Below are 16354 nucleotides of genomic sequence, written 5' to 3' on the forward strand. Positions count from 1 at the left end.
CAGATCTTCCAGTTTTATTTGCGAATTTTCCGGTTTTATTTGCAAATTCTAGTGTTTTATTTGCGAATAACCCCGTTTTATTTGCGAATCTAAAAATTCCACCTTGCCCACAAGAAATCAACCGCCGCTCACCGGCGGAATAAACGCAATCTCGTCGCCTTCGCCAATGATTTCGTCGTTCCCAGCAAACTCCTCGTTAATTGCCGTCATCACGGTTTCCATTCGTGGTAGGTCATACTTCGCTGCTAACTCCGCCTTTAACTCGGCAACTGTTTTTCCACCGGCATCCAATGTTAAAAACTCCGCGCCAACCGCATCTCGCAAGTGGGCAAAGAACAATACCTTATTCATCTAGATCACCTGCCTCAGGCTTACCGCTTGGGTACGAGACCGTCTCGAGCTGGTTGCCCATCCATGATTCGCCGTCTTCCCAATGCTCTTTCTTCCAGATTGGAACGATTTCCTTTATCCTCTCAATTGCATAGCGGTTCGCTTCATAGGCATCGGCTCGGTGCGGCGTCGAAACCGCAATCACAACCGCGATATCGGTAATATCTAAGCGCCCGACCCGGTGTGTAATCGCCACCTGAGAACCGGCCCAGCGCTCCTCAATCTCTGCGCCGATCTGCTCAAGCTTTTTCACCGCCATCGCTTCATACGCTTCATAAATTAAAAATAACGTCTTTTTGCCGTGCGTTAATTCGCGGACGGTACCGATAAAAGTCGTGATAGCACCAGCCTCACGCTGAACGACTTTATCGATTACCGCTTGAATCTCAATCGGTTCTTTGGAAATTTCGTACATCCTCATGATTTCACCTCTTCATCCAAACACTTCAGCACGGGATTTTCAACGACTTCATAGCCGCCGATTTTTTCAACCTGCTCGCGGAAGGCTGCCGATTGAATGATCTCCACGAGCAGCCGCCCATGTTCACTTTCAAAAAAGCTGCGCTTCATCAGTAAATCGTATTCCTCGTCGGCAACCGGGATAAAGTCTAAGTCCATCGCCTTTGCCGCCGGATAAATCCCAATCCCTGCGCCGCAGGGATCACCATTCACTTCCGCCGCAACTGCTAAATGGGAAAACATTTCCCGGTCATAACCAGTAATCTCTTCGGGCTCCAAACCAGCTTCTTCTAAAAACAGATCGAACAGGATTCGAGTGCCTGCGCCTTTTTGCCGATTGACGAAGTTTGCCCCGGCCCGGACTAAATCGGCGATACCGGAAATTTCAAGCGGATTGCCTTTAGGCAGAATCCAGCCTTGCTTTCTTTTTAAAAATGGATAGAGAACCACATCTTGACCCGCTAAAATTTTTCGAACATATGAAATATTATATTGCTTTGTGTCTGGGTCCAGCAAATGAATGCCCGCTACATGGGCCTCGCCCTTGCGAATTGCCATGATGCCGGCCATACTGCCAACATGCGAGGAGACAATTTTCATGTCGGTCCGCGTCCGCTTTAACTGTGACGATAACAAGTCAATCGTTAAATCGTGGCTTCCGGAAAATACGATGGCCTGCTTGATTTCCTCAAGAGGGCGCAGCAATTCAACCTCGGCGAACTCTCCCTGCTCATAGCCAATGACGTTCGGCGGGACAATTAACAGCCCGTCTGCCCTGACATAGGACATCGTTACCCCCGCTGCTCTTGTCAACGGATTGGCGACAAATTGTCCATCGACATAGCCGATATTCATTCGGACAAAATCCTCAGCACCCATTGCTGAAACAATCCGGCGCCCTAGCTTGACGGTTACTTTCTGCCGCTCGGGTACAGGTATCCCTAAATATTGACAGACAAGCGGCTGGACAAACCACTCTAGGGCAAGATACGCGGAAACAGGATAGCCTGGAACACCGACGACGATTTTTCCATTTATTTTTCCTAAAACTGTTGGTTTTCCGGGCCGTGCGGCGACCCCATGGGTATAGACCTCGCCGAGTTCGCCGATAATGTGGACCGTGAAGTCCTTCCTGCCAGCCGAAGAGCCGGCATTAATCACGATAATATCCGCGGTTTCCGCAGCCTCCAATAACACTTCCTTAATTTTTTCCGGCTCGTCCTTTACGATGGAATGGAGCCTAGGCTCGCCGCCCCAATCCTTAATAAAGCCGGAAAATACCGTACCGTTAAATTCAATAATTTTTCCAGACGACAGCTCTGCATCCGCCTCAACCAACTCATTACCTGTTGGGATGATCGCCACTACTGGTTTTTTCACAACAGGAATAACCAGCTGCTGGGCGGCAAGCAGGACGCCTAAATCCGCCGGCCGTAACTGATGCCCCTGTGGAAAAAGCATTTCCTCTTGAACAATGTCCTCGCCAATTGGGCGGATGTGCTGCCAAGGTGTTGCAGGTTCGATAATTTCAATCGTTTCCTCATCGACGATATGAACATGTTCAATCATAATCACGGCATTGAATGGCGAGGGAATCGCATTCCCTGTGTCGACAAAGCAAAACTCCGCACCGATTTTCAGATAAAGCGGATTTTGCTCATGGGCCTGATAGGTACGTTCGGCAACAACAGCAATCCCATCCATCGCCGAGGCGTGGTAGTGCGGCATTGACACCCGGGCAAAAATCGGCTCGGCGGTCACACGGCCCAAGGCTTCAGCGACAGCGAGATGCTCGATCTCCGGGGTCAGCCTGAAAGCTGCAAGAATTTCCTCCCTGGCTTCGGCACGGGGTTTGTCTTCTAAGTAAATTTTTCGTTTGTACGGTGTTTGATTCATTTTCCCTGATGCCCCCTTACCGCGACGGAATCACAGGTACATATTCACCCTGTGATACGCCTTCTTTTTCTGAACTAATCTCGACAATGCCATCACTTTTTACAAGCGTGGTGATTAAGCCTGATTTTCCGATAATCGGCTCGGCCCACCAGTCACCGTCAACCTCGAACAAACGGACGCGGATATAATCCGACCGTCCTGGCGAGGATGGGATGTTTTTCGTTATTTTTGCAAAAACACGCTCCGGCTTCCGCTCGAGGACTTCACCTGTCAGCGTCCGCAATATCCGCTCACCAAACAGCTTAAAAATAATCATCGCCGAGGCCGGGTGTCCCGGCAGCCCAATCACCGGTTTTCCGTCCGCCACTGCTAAAATCGTCGGTTTCCCCGGCTTGATTGAAATCCCATGAACGAAAACTCCAGGGTCGCCTAAGGATTGAATCACATCGGTTGTATAATCCTTGGCCCCGACTGAGCTGCCGCCGGAGAGGATTAAACAATCGCATTGCTGATAAAGTTCAAACGCCTTTTGCTGAAATTCAGCAAAGTCATCCTTAACAATTCCTCCGTAAACAACGTCAACATTCCAAACGCTTGCAAGTCCGGCAATCGTTAAATAGTTAATATCACGAATCTGCCCTACTTGAAGTGTTTCCGTTTGATAGGGCACAATTTCGTCGCCGGAGGAAAGGTAGCCGGCTGTTATTTTTCGAAAAACGGTCACGTGAGTAATTCCTAACGAGGCGAGCGCCCCTAATTCCTGGGGTCGAAGCTTCGTCCCGGCCGCCAGGAGAATTTCCCCTTCGCGAATGTCTTCGCCTTTACGGATGACATTTTCCCCGGGGGCGATTTGCTTGTACGTATTGAGGAGGCCATCCAAGTCTTCACAGTGTTCAATCATGAGAACGGAGTCGCTGCCGGCCGGAAGCATGCCTCCTGTGGGGACATATACGGCCTTCCCGGAGCTGACAGTCACAGTCGGAACCTCGCCCATATGCACTTCCCCAGCAAGCGTTAAAAAGCCGGGCATCGATTCGGAGGAACCATACGTATCCTTGGCCCGGACAGCATAGCCGTCGACAGTCGAGCGGTCAAAACCAGGGACATTTTCCTGCGCCATCACCGGCTCGGCGAGAATATAATGGAGGGCGGCATCAAGCTCCCTCACCTCTGTCTGCTTAATGGCCGCAATTTTTTCGGCGATTAAGCTAAATGTCTCTTCCACTGTTTTTACTTTGAAAAATTGCATGGTTCCTCTTTTCCCCCTTAATTATCTGCTTCGGCCCACTTCTTGGCATCTTCATACTCATTTGGGTGATTCATATTGAAAAAAACTCGTTCAAGGTCATGTTGGCTATAAGTCTGGAGCTCGCTTTCTGTCACATAGAGAACATTTAAGCGATCAAGCAGATGTTTCATCCGCAAACTACCTTCTTCGATACTCCTGGCCGCTTCTCCTGCTATTTTTTTATGAAAAGCAGCAAATAATGGGTGCTGCCTGCCATTGATGACAGGGATAACGGCATCATAATGGCCGCAAGCATGGACAAGGGCCTCGGCGAGCTCGACGGAAACAAACGGCATGTCACAGGCAACGATAAAATTCACATCGTAATCAGAAGCGGTTAAGCCTGCATGAACGCCTGCCAGCGGTCCCATTCCTGGATAATGGTCCGAGGTCATGTTCATTTCTAAAAATTCATAGGTCTCAGGTTCATTCGTTACGAGAATTATATCATCAAAGAGCAGTTTAAGCGCATCCCGGGTTCGTTCGATATTGGTTTTCTCGTTAATTTTTAAGAGTGCTTTATTCGTGCCCATCCTGCTCGACTTTCCGCCTGCTAAAATAATCGCGGCAGCTTTCATGAAATTCCACCTACTTAATTCGTACTTTTTTTCTTTGTCTAGCTCCAGCGCCTAGGGGCTCGAGTCATAAGCCAATCCGGCAAGAAGGTTAAAAAGCAACCTTCTCACCGGCTCGTCTTATGCTTGTCGCCCCTGGACAAGGCGCTTCCGCTTTTCTCTCCAACCGCATGATAGCCATTCTCCTGTGCTACAAAATCTAGATGAATCGAGTTCAAATCGAGTAAAGCAGCGGAGGGCTTGCTGATATATTGTCTTGTATCAATAATTTTAGTATAGCCGCGGCAAGTATCGCAAACTTGTATTTGCGAAACCGCATCGCCTTCAACCGTGAGAAACTGGATGGTCTTATGGTCTTCATTACCGCAATGGGAGCATTCGAGACGCTTGGCATGCCAGTGTGCAAGGCAGCGCGGGCAATGGATGACCTTTTTTCCCTCTTCTTTAAGAGTGGCTAATCTTACTGGTTCGCCGCAAACAGGACAGCCTGCCCCTGGGGTTGAATGATGGATTTCGTGCTGGACCTTTTCAGCGGTCAATTGTAAGTATGGACGAAGGGCGGTTTCTGCGAGGAATTGCGGGATCCATCCTTCGAGGCCGTGACTATCGGCAAAGCTGGCGAAATATACATGATTGAAAGCAAATGCCTCTTCAATCCAGCGAATCGCCGTTTCTTCATTTAGCAGGCTGGTGATGCCGGAAAGCTTTGGTTCAAGTTCAGGATGGCTGTTTATAAGGATGGCATTTATTTCCTCTATCCACTGTAGGAATAGTGAAATTTCAAAATCAATAGCCGTAAGTGCGGCTGCAGGCACTCCTGCTTCCATGGCCGCTTTATCAAGATTGGGCCTGATTGTTTCCGGGTTAAGCTGTAGTTTCCACTGTTGCTGAAGCTTGACGATTTCCTTGTGCAGTTCCTGGTATTCTTTTGAAACAACGGATTTAATCATCGTTGTCGCACCTCTTTTTTTAATTTTTTGGCTGTGTTAAAGGTGAATGTTGATTTCCGTTCCAGGCGCGAGCGGTTCGCGGGGCGGGCGGTGAGCCTCCTCGGCGAATTGCGCGCCTGCGGGGTCTCACCTGTCCCGCTGATCCCGCAGGAGTCTCGCGCCTTCCACTCCAATCAACATTGTGGCCAAAATCAACAATGTTCTTTAACACAGCAAATTTTTTAAAGGAATGGCTGTCCTGTTACAGACAGCCACGGTTTATATATGTTTTACAATCGTCTATATCAAGCACCTTTTTTATGCTTTGGATCATCTAAGTCAGGGAAGTTACCCTTTTTCACTTCTTCATCATACCAGTCGCCATAGTGGCCTTTTGCCCACCAGGCAGGGACTTTTCCGTTGACGACGCCGGAATATCCTGGTCTAGAGTGTTTATGAACGACAGATAAGTATATGTGTCCAACGATTACGGCAATTCCCAAGCCAAAACCAACGTTATGAAGGAAGTAGCCCCATTGTACAAGCGCTCTTGGAAAGTACTCAGGGAACCACATGGTGAAACCTGAAACAATAACCAAGATGGCACAGAAAATCTGAAGAATCGAGTTAATTTTTTCCCCAGCGTTAAAGAAGGTTTGTTTAATATGCTTAAACTTGAAGCCGAATAATTCTTTAACGAATTCACTGAAGAATTGAAGGTCGCGCTTCTTCCATGTGATTAGTTCTTTCATCCATTGGAAAAAGAATTTCGGACTAAAGATTAACAAGATAAAGGTAGGCGTTATGAACGCTACCGCAAAGATTCGGTGCAGGAGCCGTGCCATGGCCGGGCCGCCAAAAACCGGATACAGCCAGTTAAAGAAGTCGGTATACATTGGCAGGGCCGTGATGTAAAGAGCAAAGAATGCAAGTCCATTGATTGCGTGCGCCCAAACAAACGCCTTTGGAAAGCGGCGAATCTTGACATCAGCTTTTGGGTGCTTTTGATAATTACTCATGGCTGCCACCTCCATCTTCTGCGTCATTACCCGCTTTTTTACTGAAAAACTTGTTAGCGACAAATGCACCGACAACTGCCATCGTTGTGGCGCCAATCATTGCTTTTCCGATTGGCTGTGCATAATCCTTCCATAAAACAGCTGAGGTTGGCACTTTAGGATTTTCAGGAAGTCCATAAACACTTGGCTTTTCTGCTAGCACGTAAACCGTATGCGTTCCGCCAACGCCCTGCGGATTATAGACCATTGCGTTCGGGTAACGATCCTTAATTTCCTTGACGCGCTGCTCTGCTTTTTGAATCATGGCGTCTTTATCGCCAAACTCCATCGCGCCCGTGTGACAGGTTGTTACGCAGGCAGGCTGTAAGCCCTCATCGATTCGGTCTGTACACATCGTACACTTATGGGCTTTGCGATACTCCTTGCCGTGCTTATCTTTATATTCCTTTAAGGAAATCACTTCAAACGGACAGTTTTGCACACAATAACCGCAGCCGACACACTTGTCATGATCAATGACAACCGTTCCATACTTCGTATAGCTAATCGCATTTTCAGGACAAACCTTTTCACAGGCAGCGTCGGTACAATGGAAGCAGGAAGTATGACGGAACAGGTAGTCTAAATCACCTTTACTATTTTCGTGCTCGATGTATTGCAGGACATTCCATGTATCCGCTGTTGTTTTCGCATGTGATTGAACACTGCCAAGGAATTCCGTCGGCTCTGCCGGCAGGTCATTCCAGTTTTTACAGGCAACCATACAGGCACGGCAGCCGTCACACTTTGTGACATCGACATATTTTACATATTCTTTCGCCATTAGTCAGCCCTCCTAACATTGCAGAGGAATGCTTTGAATTCCGGAATCGTCGTATTGGCATCGCCAATATGCGGTGTTAGACGATTCGCTGTATCGCCTGTGGCAAATCCTTTATAGCCGAAGTGCCATGGCATTCCAATTTGATGAACTTTTTTGCCGCTAACATGATAAGGCTTAAAGCGTTTTGTCACCATTGCATAGGCTTTGATTTCTCCACGTGCTGAGCTGACAATGATTTTATCCTTATTCTTGATGCCTTTTTCTTTGGCAAGTTCTTCACTCATTTCGACAAACATATGGCCGGCAAGCTCTGAGAGCCATTCTTGGTTCCGTGTCATTGAGCCAGATTGCCAGTGTTCACTCACCCGGTAGGTTGTTGCAACAATCGGGAAGTTTTTCTTATCGCCTTTTTTATTAAAATCGCCCTCGATTACCACGGCAGCCGGGTTCAATTGCGTATTGGAAAACGCATTTGGAACAGGGCTTTCAAATGGTTCATAGTGTTCAGGGAATGGTCCATCATTCAACGTCGGGGCAAACAATAAGCCTACACCATCTTTATTCATCATGAACGCACCGGTACCGCCTGGTTCAGTTGGTGCTGTAACTGCCTTAAAGTCCGGTACATCATTGCCGACCCATTTCTTCTCGGCACCATCCCACCAGATAACCGCTTTTTCCTTGCTCCATGGCTTACCGCTTGGGTCTGCTGAGGCACGGTTGTAAAGAATCCGGCGGTTCATCGGCCAAGCATAGGACCAGTTCAAATAGTGATCGCCGCCTGTGTCCTTGTTGTCACGGTTCTTCGATTTGTTCTTGCCTTCTTCAGGATAGAAGCCGGAATAAATCCAGTTGCCGCTTGAAGTGGTCCCGTCATCTAACAAAGCGCCGAAGCTCGCGATTAATTTACCGGTCTTCAGGTCATAGCCGTTGATTTCTTTGGCAACAAGGTCAATATCTGGTTCTTCTCCTGTTCCGTAATTCCAATCAAGCGCTAAGAATGGTTTGTCGGCCGATTTTGGACTGTTCGCATATAGCTTCTTCAGTTTTAATGCAAGCTCATGAATGATATCAAGGTCTGGTCTTGCTTCGCCTCTTGAATCAATTGCCTTCCAGCGGTATTGCATCCAGCGTGAGCTGTTGGAAACACTGCCCTCTTTTTCAAACGAAGCGCTAGCTGGGAGCAGGAATACCTCCGTATTGATTTTCGCAGGGTCGCTGCCGGCCTCTTTTTGCCAGAACGATGATGTTTCCGTTTCCCAAAGGTCAACTGCAACCATCCACTTCAGATTTCCAAGTGCCTCTTTTTCCTTACCGGCATTTGGACCGCCGACAACTGGGTTTGTTCCAAATAAGAAGGTTCCGTCCAGTTCACCCTTGTACATCGCATTAAATAAGTTGATATGTGAGTAGTTTTTATTTCCTTTTGGTAAAAATTGATAGCCAAACTCATTTTCTGCTGTCGCATTCGCGCCATACCATGCCTTCAGTAAGCTGACAACGAATTTTGGCTTGTTGCTCCAGTAGCCTGTTTTTGGTGTTTCTTTTTCCAAATAGCCTTTCAGGGTGGCATGCTCTGGAACGGTAGCCTTTGGTGAACCAAGGTACCCTGTCAGGTTGTCATACAATAAGCCGAAGTCAGTTGAGCCTTGAACGTTGGATTCGCCGCGCATCGCGTTGATTCCACCGCCTGGTAAGCCGATGTTTCCTAACAGCAATTGCAGAATCGCATAAATGCGGACGTTTTGTGAGCCGACGGTATGCTGAGTGGTTCCCATTGCATACATGATCGTTCCTGCTTTGCCAACCTTGCCTGTTTCACAGAAGGTTTTACAAACATTTAAGTAATCTTCTTTTGCTGTTCCAGTTACAGCTGTGACCGTGTTGACATCATAACGGGAATAGTGTTTTTTCATCAATTGGAAAACAGAACGCGGATGCGCTAATGTTCCGTCTTTAACCGGCTTGCCGTCTTCCGTTGTTTCAATTGCCCATTTTGTTTTATCGTAGGCTCTTTTTGTTTCGTCATAGCCTGAGAATAGGCCATCGTTAAAGTCATAGCCTTCTTTGACGATAAAGGAGGCGTTTGTATAGTTAGCAACATACTCTTTGTGGATGAGATTGTTTTCGAGCGCATAATTAATCATCCCGCCGATAAACGGAATATCCGTACCGGAACGAAGGGCAGCGTACACATCAGCCTGTGCGGATGTACGTGTATAACGCGGGTCCACCGAAACGATTTTTCCGCCGTTTTCCTTTGCTTTCGTCAGCCATCTAAAGCTAATCGGGTGATTTTCTGCAGGGTTCGCGCCAATGATCAACGCACAATCAGTATGCTGCAGATCATTCCAATGGTTAGTCATTGCTCCACGACCAAATGTAGGTGCCAGACCGGCAACCGTTGAACTATGTCATATTCGTGCCTGGTGTTCTAAATAGGTGACACCAAGCCCTCTCATTAGTTTCGCGAGCAAATACGTTTCTTCATTATCAAGTGCCGCCCCGCCAAGGCTGGCAATTCTTTCTGTTTTATTGACGGTTACTCCATTTTCTACTTCGACAAACGAACGATCGCGTGTTTCTTTGGTGCGTTTGGCAATGGTATCAAGCATCCATTCCCACTCTTTCTCTTCCCATTTATTGCTTCCTGGTGCACGATAAAGCGGTTTGGTTAAGCGTTTTTCAGATGTATAAAGCTGTCTTAATGTTGTTCCCTTGCTGCATAGTTTACCTTCGTTAATTGGGTTATCCGGATCCCCTTCCGTATAAACCACAGTATTGTTTTTGGTGTGAACGAGGATTCCGCATCCGACACCACAGTAGCAGCAAATGGTTGGTGTTACAGTTGCTTTGGCAATTTTGAATTCTTTTGATGCAGCATAAGCCTTTTTCTCATTAAAGCCGAGCTCGACAACTGCAAGTGTTGCTGCCGTTGCGCCTGATAGCTTTAAAAATTGCCGGCGATTTAGGTTCATTTCAACCATCACTATTCTCCTTCCCAAACATATTGATTAGAACATCCCTTAAAAATGTGAAAGCCCCTTAAGCAGGTGCTAGACACTCTTTTTCTCTCTATTTGATTCCTTGCTTTTCATTCACCCCTTTCAATGCATCTCTACAGCCAGCTCGACGTTTAAGTCGTTTTCGACTCTGCCTAACGAAGTATAAATCGTCGCCATTTTCCCTCTTAAATAGCCGATTACCTCAATATTTAAATATTTTGCCAGCTGTACTGCCTGTTTGGTGGCCGCTGTCCTCGAACCGATAACAGGGAAGCCAAATTTAGCTGCTTTGGAGAGCATTTCATATGAAACCCGGCCGGTTGTCAGTAAAATTAGCCTTTCGGGTTGTAAACAATTTCGAAGCGCATGACCAATAATCTTGTCGACGGCATTGTGGCGGCCGATATCTTCGCGAATCGTGATTCCGCCCTGTTCATCAACAATACAGGCTCCATGCATCCCGCCTGTTTCGAGATAAAGTTCTGAGTTTTGCGCGAATTGACTGCGCTTTTTTAACAGATAACTTAGTGGATAGGCCTTGTTTGATGTCACTTTGGCAAAGCTCTTCACATCTGTCATCGAAAAGAAGGTGACACCCCTGCCGCAGCCCGCGGTGTAATGTTTCTTTTTTGAAAAAACGTGGGTCTCATCAAAATCGGTGCGGAGTGATACGTTGATGGTGCCCATGTCTTCGTTGATGTGGACCGATTCAATATCGCTTGCCTCCTGAATAAATCCTTCAGAAAACAAATATCCATATGTCCAATCATCAAGGTTGGAATTTGTCAGTTGAAAAACGGCCATTTCATATCCGTTAATGATTAACGAAATCGGATATTCATCCGGACAACCTTTGCGGTTCATGGTTTTTCCTCCACTCCAGGATATTTTCCTTATCTTTTCATTGTAGAAATAGGATCCATTCCACTCAGCGACATTTGTCACATTGTCGAAATTTGTAATCTTTTAAAAAGGGATTTTTCCTGCAAAAAGCAAGGAGTACCCTTCTCTTTCTAATTTGTGTCAGATTTCCAACAATTGCAGGTATGGAAAACAGAATAATTGTAAGCGGTTCCGAAACTGTCCGCCACATACCCCCATCCTACGCCGCTACATTTCTTTTGAAAGTAATATTTATCACGCTAAATGCTTGGAAATAGGAAAAACCGGGGAAATGTCATTTTTCTGTCAACTATTGGCCTTTCGTTCGCAATATCTGTTAATTTTTAAAAAATGTTTTATAATAATAAGTAGGGTTTTAGAAGGAGGAGTACATAATGACAATCAAAAAGGTAATGACGATTGCCGGCTCGGATACAAGCGGCGGCGCCGGGATTCAAGCGGATTTGAAGACGTTCCAGGAGCTCGGCGTCTATGGGATGACGGCCCTTACAACCATCGTCACGATGGATCCAAAAGATTGGCGCCACAGTGTGTTCCCAATTGCCATCGAGACACTGAAAACACAAATTGATACGATTCTTTCCGTCGGCATCGACGCGATGAAAACAGGAATGCTGGGAACCGTTGAAATTATTGAATTAGCGGCAAAGGTGATTGATGAAAACAAGCTTGACCGTGTTGTGATTGACCCTGTCATGGTTTGCAAAGGTGAAGACGAGGCCTTACACCCGGAAACAACCGAAGCGATGCGCGAGCTTCTATTGCCGCGTGCTTTAGTCGTTACGCCAAACCTTTTTGAAGCGGGGCAGCTGGCAGGCACGAAAACACCTCATTCACTCGACGAAATGAAAGCAGCAGCTGTGAAAATTCACGAACAAGGAGCAAAGTTCGTGTTAATTAAAGGCGGCAGCAAGCTTCATTCTGAAGAAAAAGCCGTCGACCTCTTATATGATGGCGAGGAATTCAAGCTGTACGAGTCTGAGAAATTTGAAACAACCTACACCCACGGTGCAGGCTGTACCTATTCCTCGGCGATTACCGCAGAACTCGCTAAAGGGAAATCAGTTTATGAAGCAGTCGATATAGCGAAGGCATTTATTACAGCAGCAATCCAGCAAGGCTTCCGCTTAAACGAATATGTTGGTCCTACCTGGCATGGGGCTTACCGCAGCGCTGAGGCAGTAACGGAGTATTGTGAGGATTGTGAAGAATAGCAAATAGCAAAAGAGCCGGTCGGGGTCGATCGGCTCTTTTGTGCGGTCAAAACCTTTAATCAACCACACCTTTTTCGAGAATTAATACATTTACCTTTACCCTGATCAATACATTCGGATACTGGTCTACCCACTTTTGATAACGAAAGTTTCTTGTCCGGCTGCGAACTTGATTTCCAAAACCAATGGGATCAATCTTTAACTTTTGAAACGAGCGAATCATGGCAGCGGCTTCCTTTTCTAACTGTTTTTCCATTTTTTTCTTTATTTGTTCAATCTCTTTTTTGTCTGTCCTCTTTCCCGTGTATTCCCTAATGATCCCTCTCAACTTTACCTGGATTTGAATCTCTGGAGTGTTTTTTAAGTTAACAACACGATAACTACTATTTGAATTAATATTCTCGATGGCCACATATTCCTTATCTTTCAACTTTAGTTTATAGGTCCCTAACTGAAGGTTTTCCAACAATGCTTGAAAAATAAATTGCTGGTCTTGACGGAGATTTTTCACATAATGATCATCCTTAAATAAGGCAATCCCCTTTAGATTAACATCCTTCCCTTTTTGCTCGATTAATGGTAAAAAGGGATCCCTTAAATGGGAATTGTAATCGTTTAAGAATTGGTGCAGGTTGGTCGTTGGCACTAATCCTTCCTTCATATTTTGTTCGATTAGCATCGATAAATAAACACCTGTATCCCGATCACCGTACCTCTTCTTTAAAAGTTCATGCGTTTCCCCTTCCGCCACCGCCACAAACAATCGTTCACTGATTGAAGGATCCCTTTGCAAAGAGTCAACCAATTCACCAATCCCATGTTTTGCCACTTCTTTGCTATATACTGCCACTTCTAATTTGCCGTTTACCACTTGACGGGAGGATTGCCGATTGATTTTACTAAGTGTCTTTTTACTTATTTCATTACTAGCTGTATAGGTTTCATTCCCAACGTTCTTGTCAGGTTTATAAATAGGCATGACCGCCGTGGCTTTAATCTTATCTTTATCGATATAGTCATACCCTACAGCTGATGCCATGTTAATGTCATCTAAAATCTGCCTTTGTACACGTCCAAACATATAAGCGCAAATAATGATGATCATCACTACCGCTATTTTTATCTTATTCTTCATCCTTTTCCCCTCATTTTTAAACGAAGATGACAACAGATAAATAGGAAAGGTATATAGCCTAACATTAGGTAAAAGCCAATTTCCGCCACAAATATATTATATTGTTGAATCGTTTCTCTATCGATTAATAAACAGCAAACAATAAAACTAAGAAGTAAAAGGAAAACGAGGACACTCCGCTGTTTTAACTTAAATATTTCCTTTATGCCGCGGCTTGCCGACCAAAACATCAAGCAAATGATAGGTAACATGACTACAGCCCAGGAGGTAACTCCAATTATTTCGAAGCGCTCCACAAAAGGTAATTCAATAATCTTCCACATCATTAACGTCGGCCAGATTACTTTTTGTAAATACCCCTGATCAAAGAAAGCTAATGTGACAATCATGATCAGCAGATATAGGAGGGTCGTTACAAGATTTCCAAAATGGGCCCACTTTTGCGAACTCTCTGGCCGTTTAATAAAAGGATAATAGAACAATAAGTATTCAAAGCCGGAAAAAGAGAGTATCGACCCCTTTATTGATTGAGCCATTTCTAAAAAGGAATGATCGAAGATTGGCAGCAGATTACGAAAATTTGAAAATTCAATTGGTACAATATAAGTAAAAATCAAATAGGAAGGTAACACAACTGCCAAGAAGCAAACACCGGTCACGATGCGAAATCCACCTGAAACGACATAGTAAACACTGAGAAGCAAGACTAAGGCAATGGGCCATGTTTTTAGTAATGGAAACATCCATACTTGAACAATTTCTATATACGAACGCAATACCGTTGTACTCTCTGCTAGAACATAAAGAATGAAAAGAAGGCTTAACAAATTACCGAGCCATTTTCCGAATGTTTGCTGGTGAATCGTTATTAAATCGCCCTTGGTCTTATTGAGCATCGTGTACATCATCCAAATTAAAATATGAATAAGAATTCCGGTTATTAATATAGAAATCCAGGCATCATGACCGGCAACATTGGCGATATCCCGTTGAAAGCTTAAAACCCCCACACCATATTGCATACCATGGATGAGGAATAAAACAAGGAATGGTGAGACAAGAAACTGGTCTTTAATCACCGTTTTCATAGGTTCCCTCCTTTACATTTGACTGCTACTCATCGATATCATGCACCTCGCTAGCTTTATTTTTTGAGAAGCGTATTTGATCTTTTGTTTGCAAATATCCAGGTCTTTTTGCTTGAAAGGAGAAGGGAAAGCGAATAAATGAATCTTTAAAATCCTTAAGTCTTGGCGGATAGATTGGTTCTAGGTATGGTCTCCCCAATGACGTTAATTTCAGTAAATGGATGATTAAAAAGATAAAAGCGACCGCAATCCCTAACAGTCCCCACAAATCCGCAAGCAAGAGAAACGGAAACCGCAGTAAGCGAATCGTATTACCCATGCGGTATACCGGGGTAGTAAAAGACGCTAACGCAGCAAGTGCGATAATAATCAAGAGTACATTGCTCGTTAATCCTGCATCAACCGCTGCTGTTCCAATCACGATACCACCTACGATACCGATCGTCTGTCCAACCTTTGACGGCAGTCTTGCCCCGGCTTCCCGGAGCAGTTCAATCGTTAACTCTAGAATGATGGCTTCAAGGATAGGCGGTAAAGGTATATTCCTTCTTGATGAAACTAGTGTCACCATTAAATCCTTCGGTATTAATTGATAATGATAGGTTAAAACGGCCACATAAATCGGGGTAACCAAAATAGAAAAAGACACGGCAAAGATCCGAATGATCCTTAACGCCGAAGCCGTCTGCCAATTGACATAATAGTCTTCAAAGGCATTAAATAATTCCATGACTGAAATCGGGCCAATTAAGGCATGGGAGGAACCATCAGCAAGAATCACCACACTGCCTTCTGCCAGCACACCTGCGACCCGGTCAGGCCGCTCGGTATCAATTAATTGCGGAAAGAGAGAATGTCCATTATCAGCAATTAGCTGGGCAATAATGGAACTATCAAGAATTTGATTGAATTGCAAATCGGAAAGACGCTGACAAACGGTGTTGATGTTTTCTTCATTCGTGATTCCTTCAATGTACAACACGGCCACTTTTGTTTTTGAAAGTGTTCCAATTGTAAATTCTTTTACTTTTAATTCTGATATCGGCAAGCGTTTGCGAACGAGATTTAAATTCGTCGTTATCGACTCCACAAATGCCTCTTTCGGGCCGACAACGCTATACTCCTCTTCCGGAATGGTAACCTCACGGGCCTTTTTCATTTCCGCGCGGACAAGGAGGCATGTTGGATTTCTTTCATCGAGTTGAATCAGGACAGACCCTTGCAGGATGTCATCTTGAATTTTTTGTAAATCACTAGTAATTAAGACATCCTCAAACGGAAGCGCGGCCTTAATCTCTTCTAATGTTGTGATTGCTGATTTATTTAAATAGGGAAGAATATCACGATGCAAAATCTCGACATCAATTAAGGTGCCAAAATAAGCAACCCAATATGGCTGCGGCGACTGTGGATGATGAAAATGAACAAAATCACCCGATTGCTTGTACATATTTATTAAGGCAGCAAGGTTGTTTTGTTGTTGTTCAGCAGGTTGTTTTCGAAACCACATTTTCACGGATCCTTATCCCTTCTGGCATATCTAAAAACTATGCCCTAAAATTAAGGATTTCCAAGTTAATATTTCTTATTAAAGCTAATTGTTTCCAATTGCTATTTTTTTCTAAGCAAT

At 45.1% G+C, this 16354-nt stretch carries 14 protein-coding genes and 1 pseudogene; 1 reads left to right on the forward strand and 14 read right to left on the reverse strand.

Annotation, left to right across the window (positions count from 1 at the left end):
• Positions 1 to 117: 117 nt before the first annotated feature.
• The 11 genes and pseudogenes from moaD to fdhD form a co-directional block, all read right to left on the reverse strand.
• Entirely contained in the window at positions 118 to 351 is a 234-nt protein-coding gene (moaD, locus tag ACIQCO_RS21225; protein WP_400432245.1) for a molybdopterin converting factor subunit 1, read from the reverse strand.
• A complete protein-coding gene (locus ACIQCO_RS21230; RefSeq protein WP_400432247.1) occupies positions 344 to 811 on the reverse strand; it encodes a molybdenum cofactor biosynthesis protein MoaE in 468 nt (155 codons plus the stop codon). The genes moaD and ACIQCO_RS21230 overlap by 8 nt, the downstream gene beginning before the upstream one ends.
• Complete coding sequence (locus ACIQCO_RS21235) at positions 808 to 2745, reverse strand: molybdopterin biosynthesis protein (protein ID WP_400432249.1); 1938 nt, start codon at positions 2743 to 2745, stop codon at positions 808 to 810. The genes ACIQCO_RS21230 and ACIQCO_RS21235 overlap by 4 nt, the downstream gene beginning before the upstream one ends.
• 16 nt (positions 2746 to 2761) lie before the next feature.
• Entirely contained in the window at positions 2762 to 3994 is a 1233-nt protein-coding gene (locus tag ACIQCO_RS21240) for a molybdopterin molybdotransferase MoeA (RefSeq protein WP_400432252.1), read from the reverse strand.
• A gap of 17 nt (positions 3995 to 4011) precedes the next feature.
• Positions 4012 to 4611 carry a molybdenum cofactor guanylyltransferase gene (gene mobA, locus ACIQCO_RS21245; RefSeq protein WP_400432255.1) on the reverse strand — a complete coding sequence of 200 codons (600 nt, stop codon included), beginning with the start codon at positions 4609 to 4611 and terminating at the stop codon, positions 4012 to 4014.
• 104 nt (positions 4612 to 4715) lie between these two features.
• On the reverse strand, positions 4716 to 5558 hold the full coding sequence (locus tag ACIQCO_RS21250) for a formate dehydrogenase accessory protein FdhE (protein WP_400432258.1): 843 nt from the start codon (positions 5556 to 5558) through the stop codon (positions 4716 to 4718).
• A gap of 284 nt (positions 5559 to 5842) precedes the next feature.
• Positions 5843 to 6556 (reverse strand): formate dehydrogenase subunit gamma, encoded by a 714-nt coding sequence (locus ACIQCO_RS21255; protein WP_400432261.1) that lies wholly within the window; start codon positions 6554 to 6556, stop codon positions 5843 to 5845.
• Positions 6549 to 7379, reverse strand: a complete 831-nt coding sequence (locus ACIQCO_RS21260) for a 4Fe-4S dicluster domain-containing protein (protein WP_400432264.1) — start codon at positions 7377 to 7379, stop codon at positions 6549 to 6551. Before ACIQCO_RS21260 ends, ACIQCO_RS21255 begins: the two co-directional genes overlap by 8 nt.
• Positions 7379 to 9781, reverse strand: a pseudogene (gene fdnG, locus ACIQCO_RS21265) (formate dehydrogenase-N subunit alpha); the annotation flags it as partial. The gene ACIQCO_RS21260 and the pseudogene fdnG, both read right to left, overlap by 1 nt.
• A gap of 12 nt (positions 9782 to 9793) precedes the next feature.
• Positions 9794 to 10366 (reverse strand): twin-arginine translocation signal domain-containing protein, encoded by a 573-nt coding sequence (locus ACIQCO_RS28225; protein WP_483874174.1) that lies wholly within the window; start codon positions 10364 to 10366, stop codon positions 9794 to 9796.
• 120 nt (positions 10367 to 10486) lie between these two features.
• Positions 10487 to 11248 carry a formate dehydrogenase accessory sulfurtransferase FdhD gene (gene fdhD, locus ACIQCO_RS21270; protein WP_400432266.1) on the reverse strand — a complete coding sequence of 254 codons (762 nt, stop codon included), beginning with the start codon at positions 11246 to 11248 and terminating at the stop codon, positions 10487 to 10489.
• Between the two features lie 413 nt (positions 11249 to 11661).
• Here fdhD and pdxK point away from each other — a divergent pair, with 413 nt between their 5' ends.
• The gene (pdxK, locus tag ACIQCO_RS21275) at positions 11662 to 12501 is read left to right on the forward strand and encodes a pyridoxine/pyridoxal/pyridoxamine kinase (protein ID WP_400432268.1); all 840 of its coding nucleotides are present in this window, start codon (positions 11662 to 11664) and stop codon (positions 12499 to 12501) included.
• Positions 12502 to 12556: 55 nt separating this feature from the next.
• On the opposite strand, the gene ACIQCO_RS21280 is transcribed toward pdxK, so the two are convergent.
• Genes ACIQCO_RS21280 through ACIQCO_RS21290 form a run of 3 tightly spaced genes read right to left on the reverse strand, consistent with a single transcriptional unit; the run spans position 12557 to position 16234 of the window.
• Positions 12557 to 13636 carry a Ger(x)C family spore germination protein gene (locus ACIQCO_RS21280; protein WP_400432271.1) on the reverse strand — a complete coding sequence of 360 codons (1080 nt, stop codon included), beginning with the start codon at positions 13634 to 13636 and terminating at the stop codon, positions 12557 to 12559.
• Positions 13633 to 14724: a GerAB/ArcD/ProY family transporter gene (locus tag ACIQCO_RS21285; protein WP_400432274.1), complete on the reverse strand. Its 1092-nt coding sequence runs from the start codon at positions 14722 to 14724 to the stop codon at positions 13633 to 13635. Before ACIQCO_RS21285 ends, ACIQCO_RS21280 begins: the two co-directional genes overlap by 4 nt.
• A gap of 25 nt (positions 14725 to 14749) precedes the next feature.
• Positions 14750 to 16234 carry a spore germination protein gene (locus ACIQCO_RS21290; RefSeq protein WP_400432277.1) on the reverse strand — a complete coding sequence of 495 codons (1485 nt, stop codon included), beginning with the start codon at positions 16232 to 16234 and terminating at the stop codon, positions 14750 to 14752.
• Positions 16235 to 16354 lie beyond the last annotated feature (120 nt).

Source organism: Neobacillus sp. NPDC093127, from assembly GCF_044754175.1.
Lineage (GTDB): Bacteria > Bacillota > Bacilli > Bacillales > Cytobacillaceae > Neobacillus.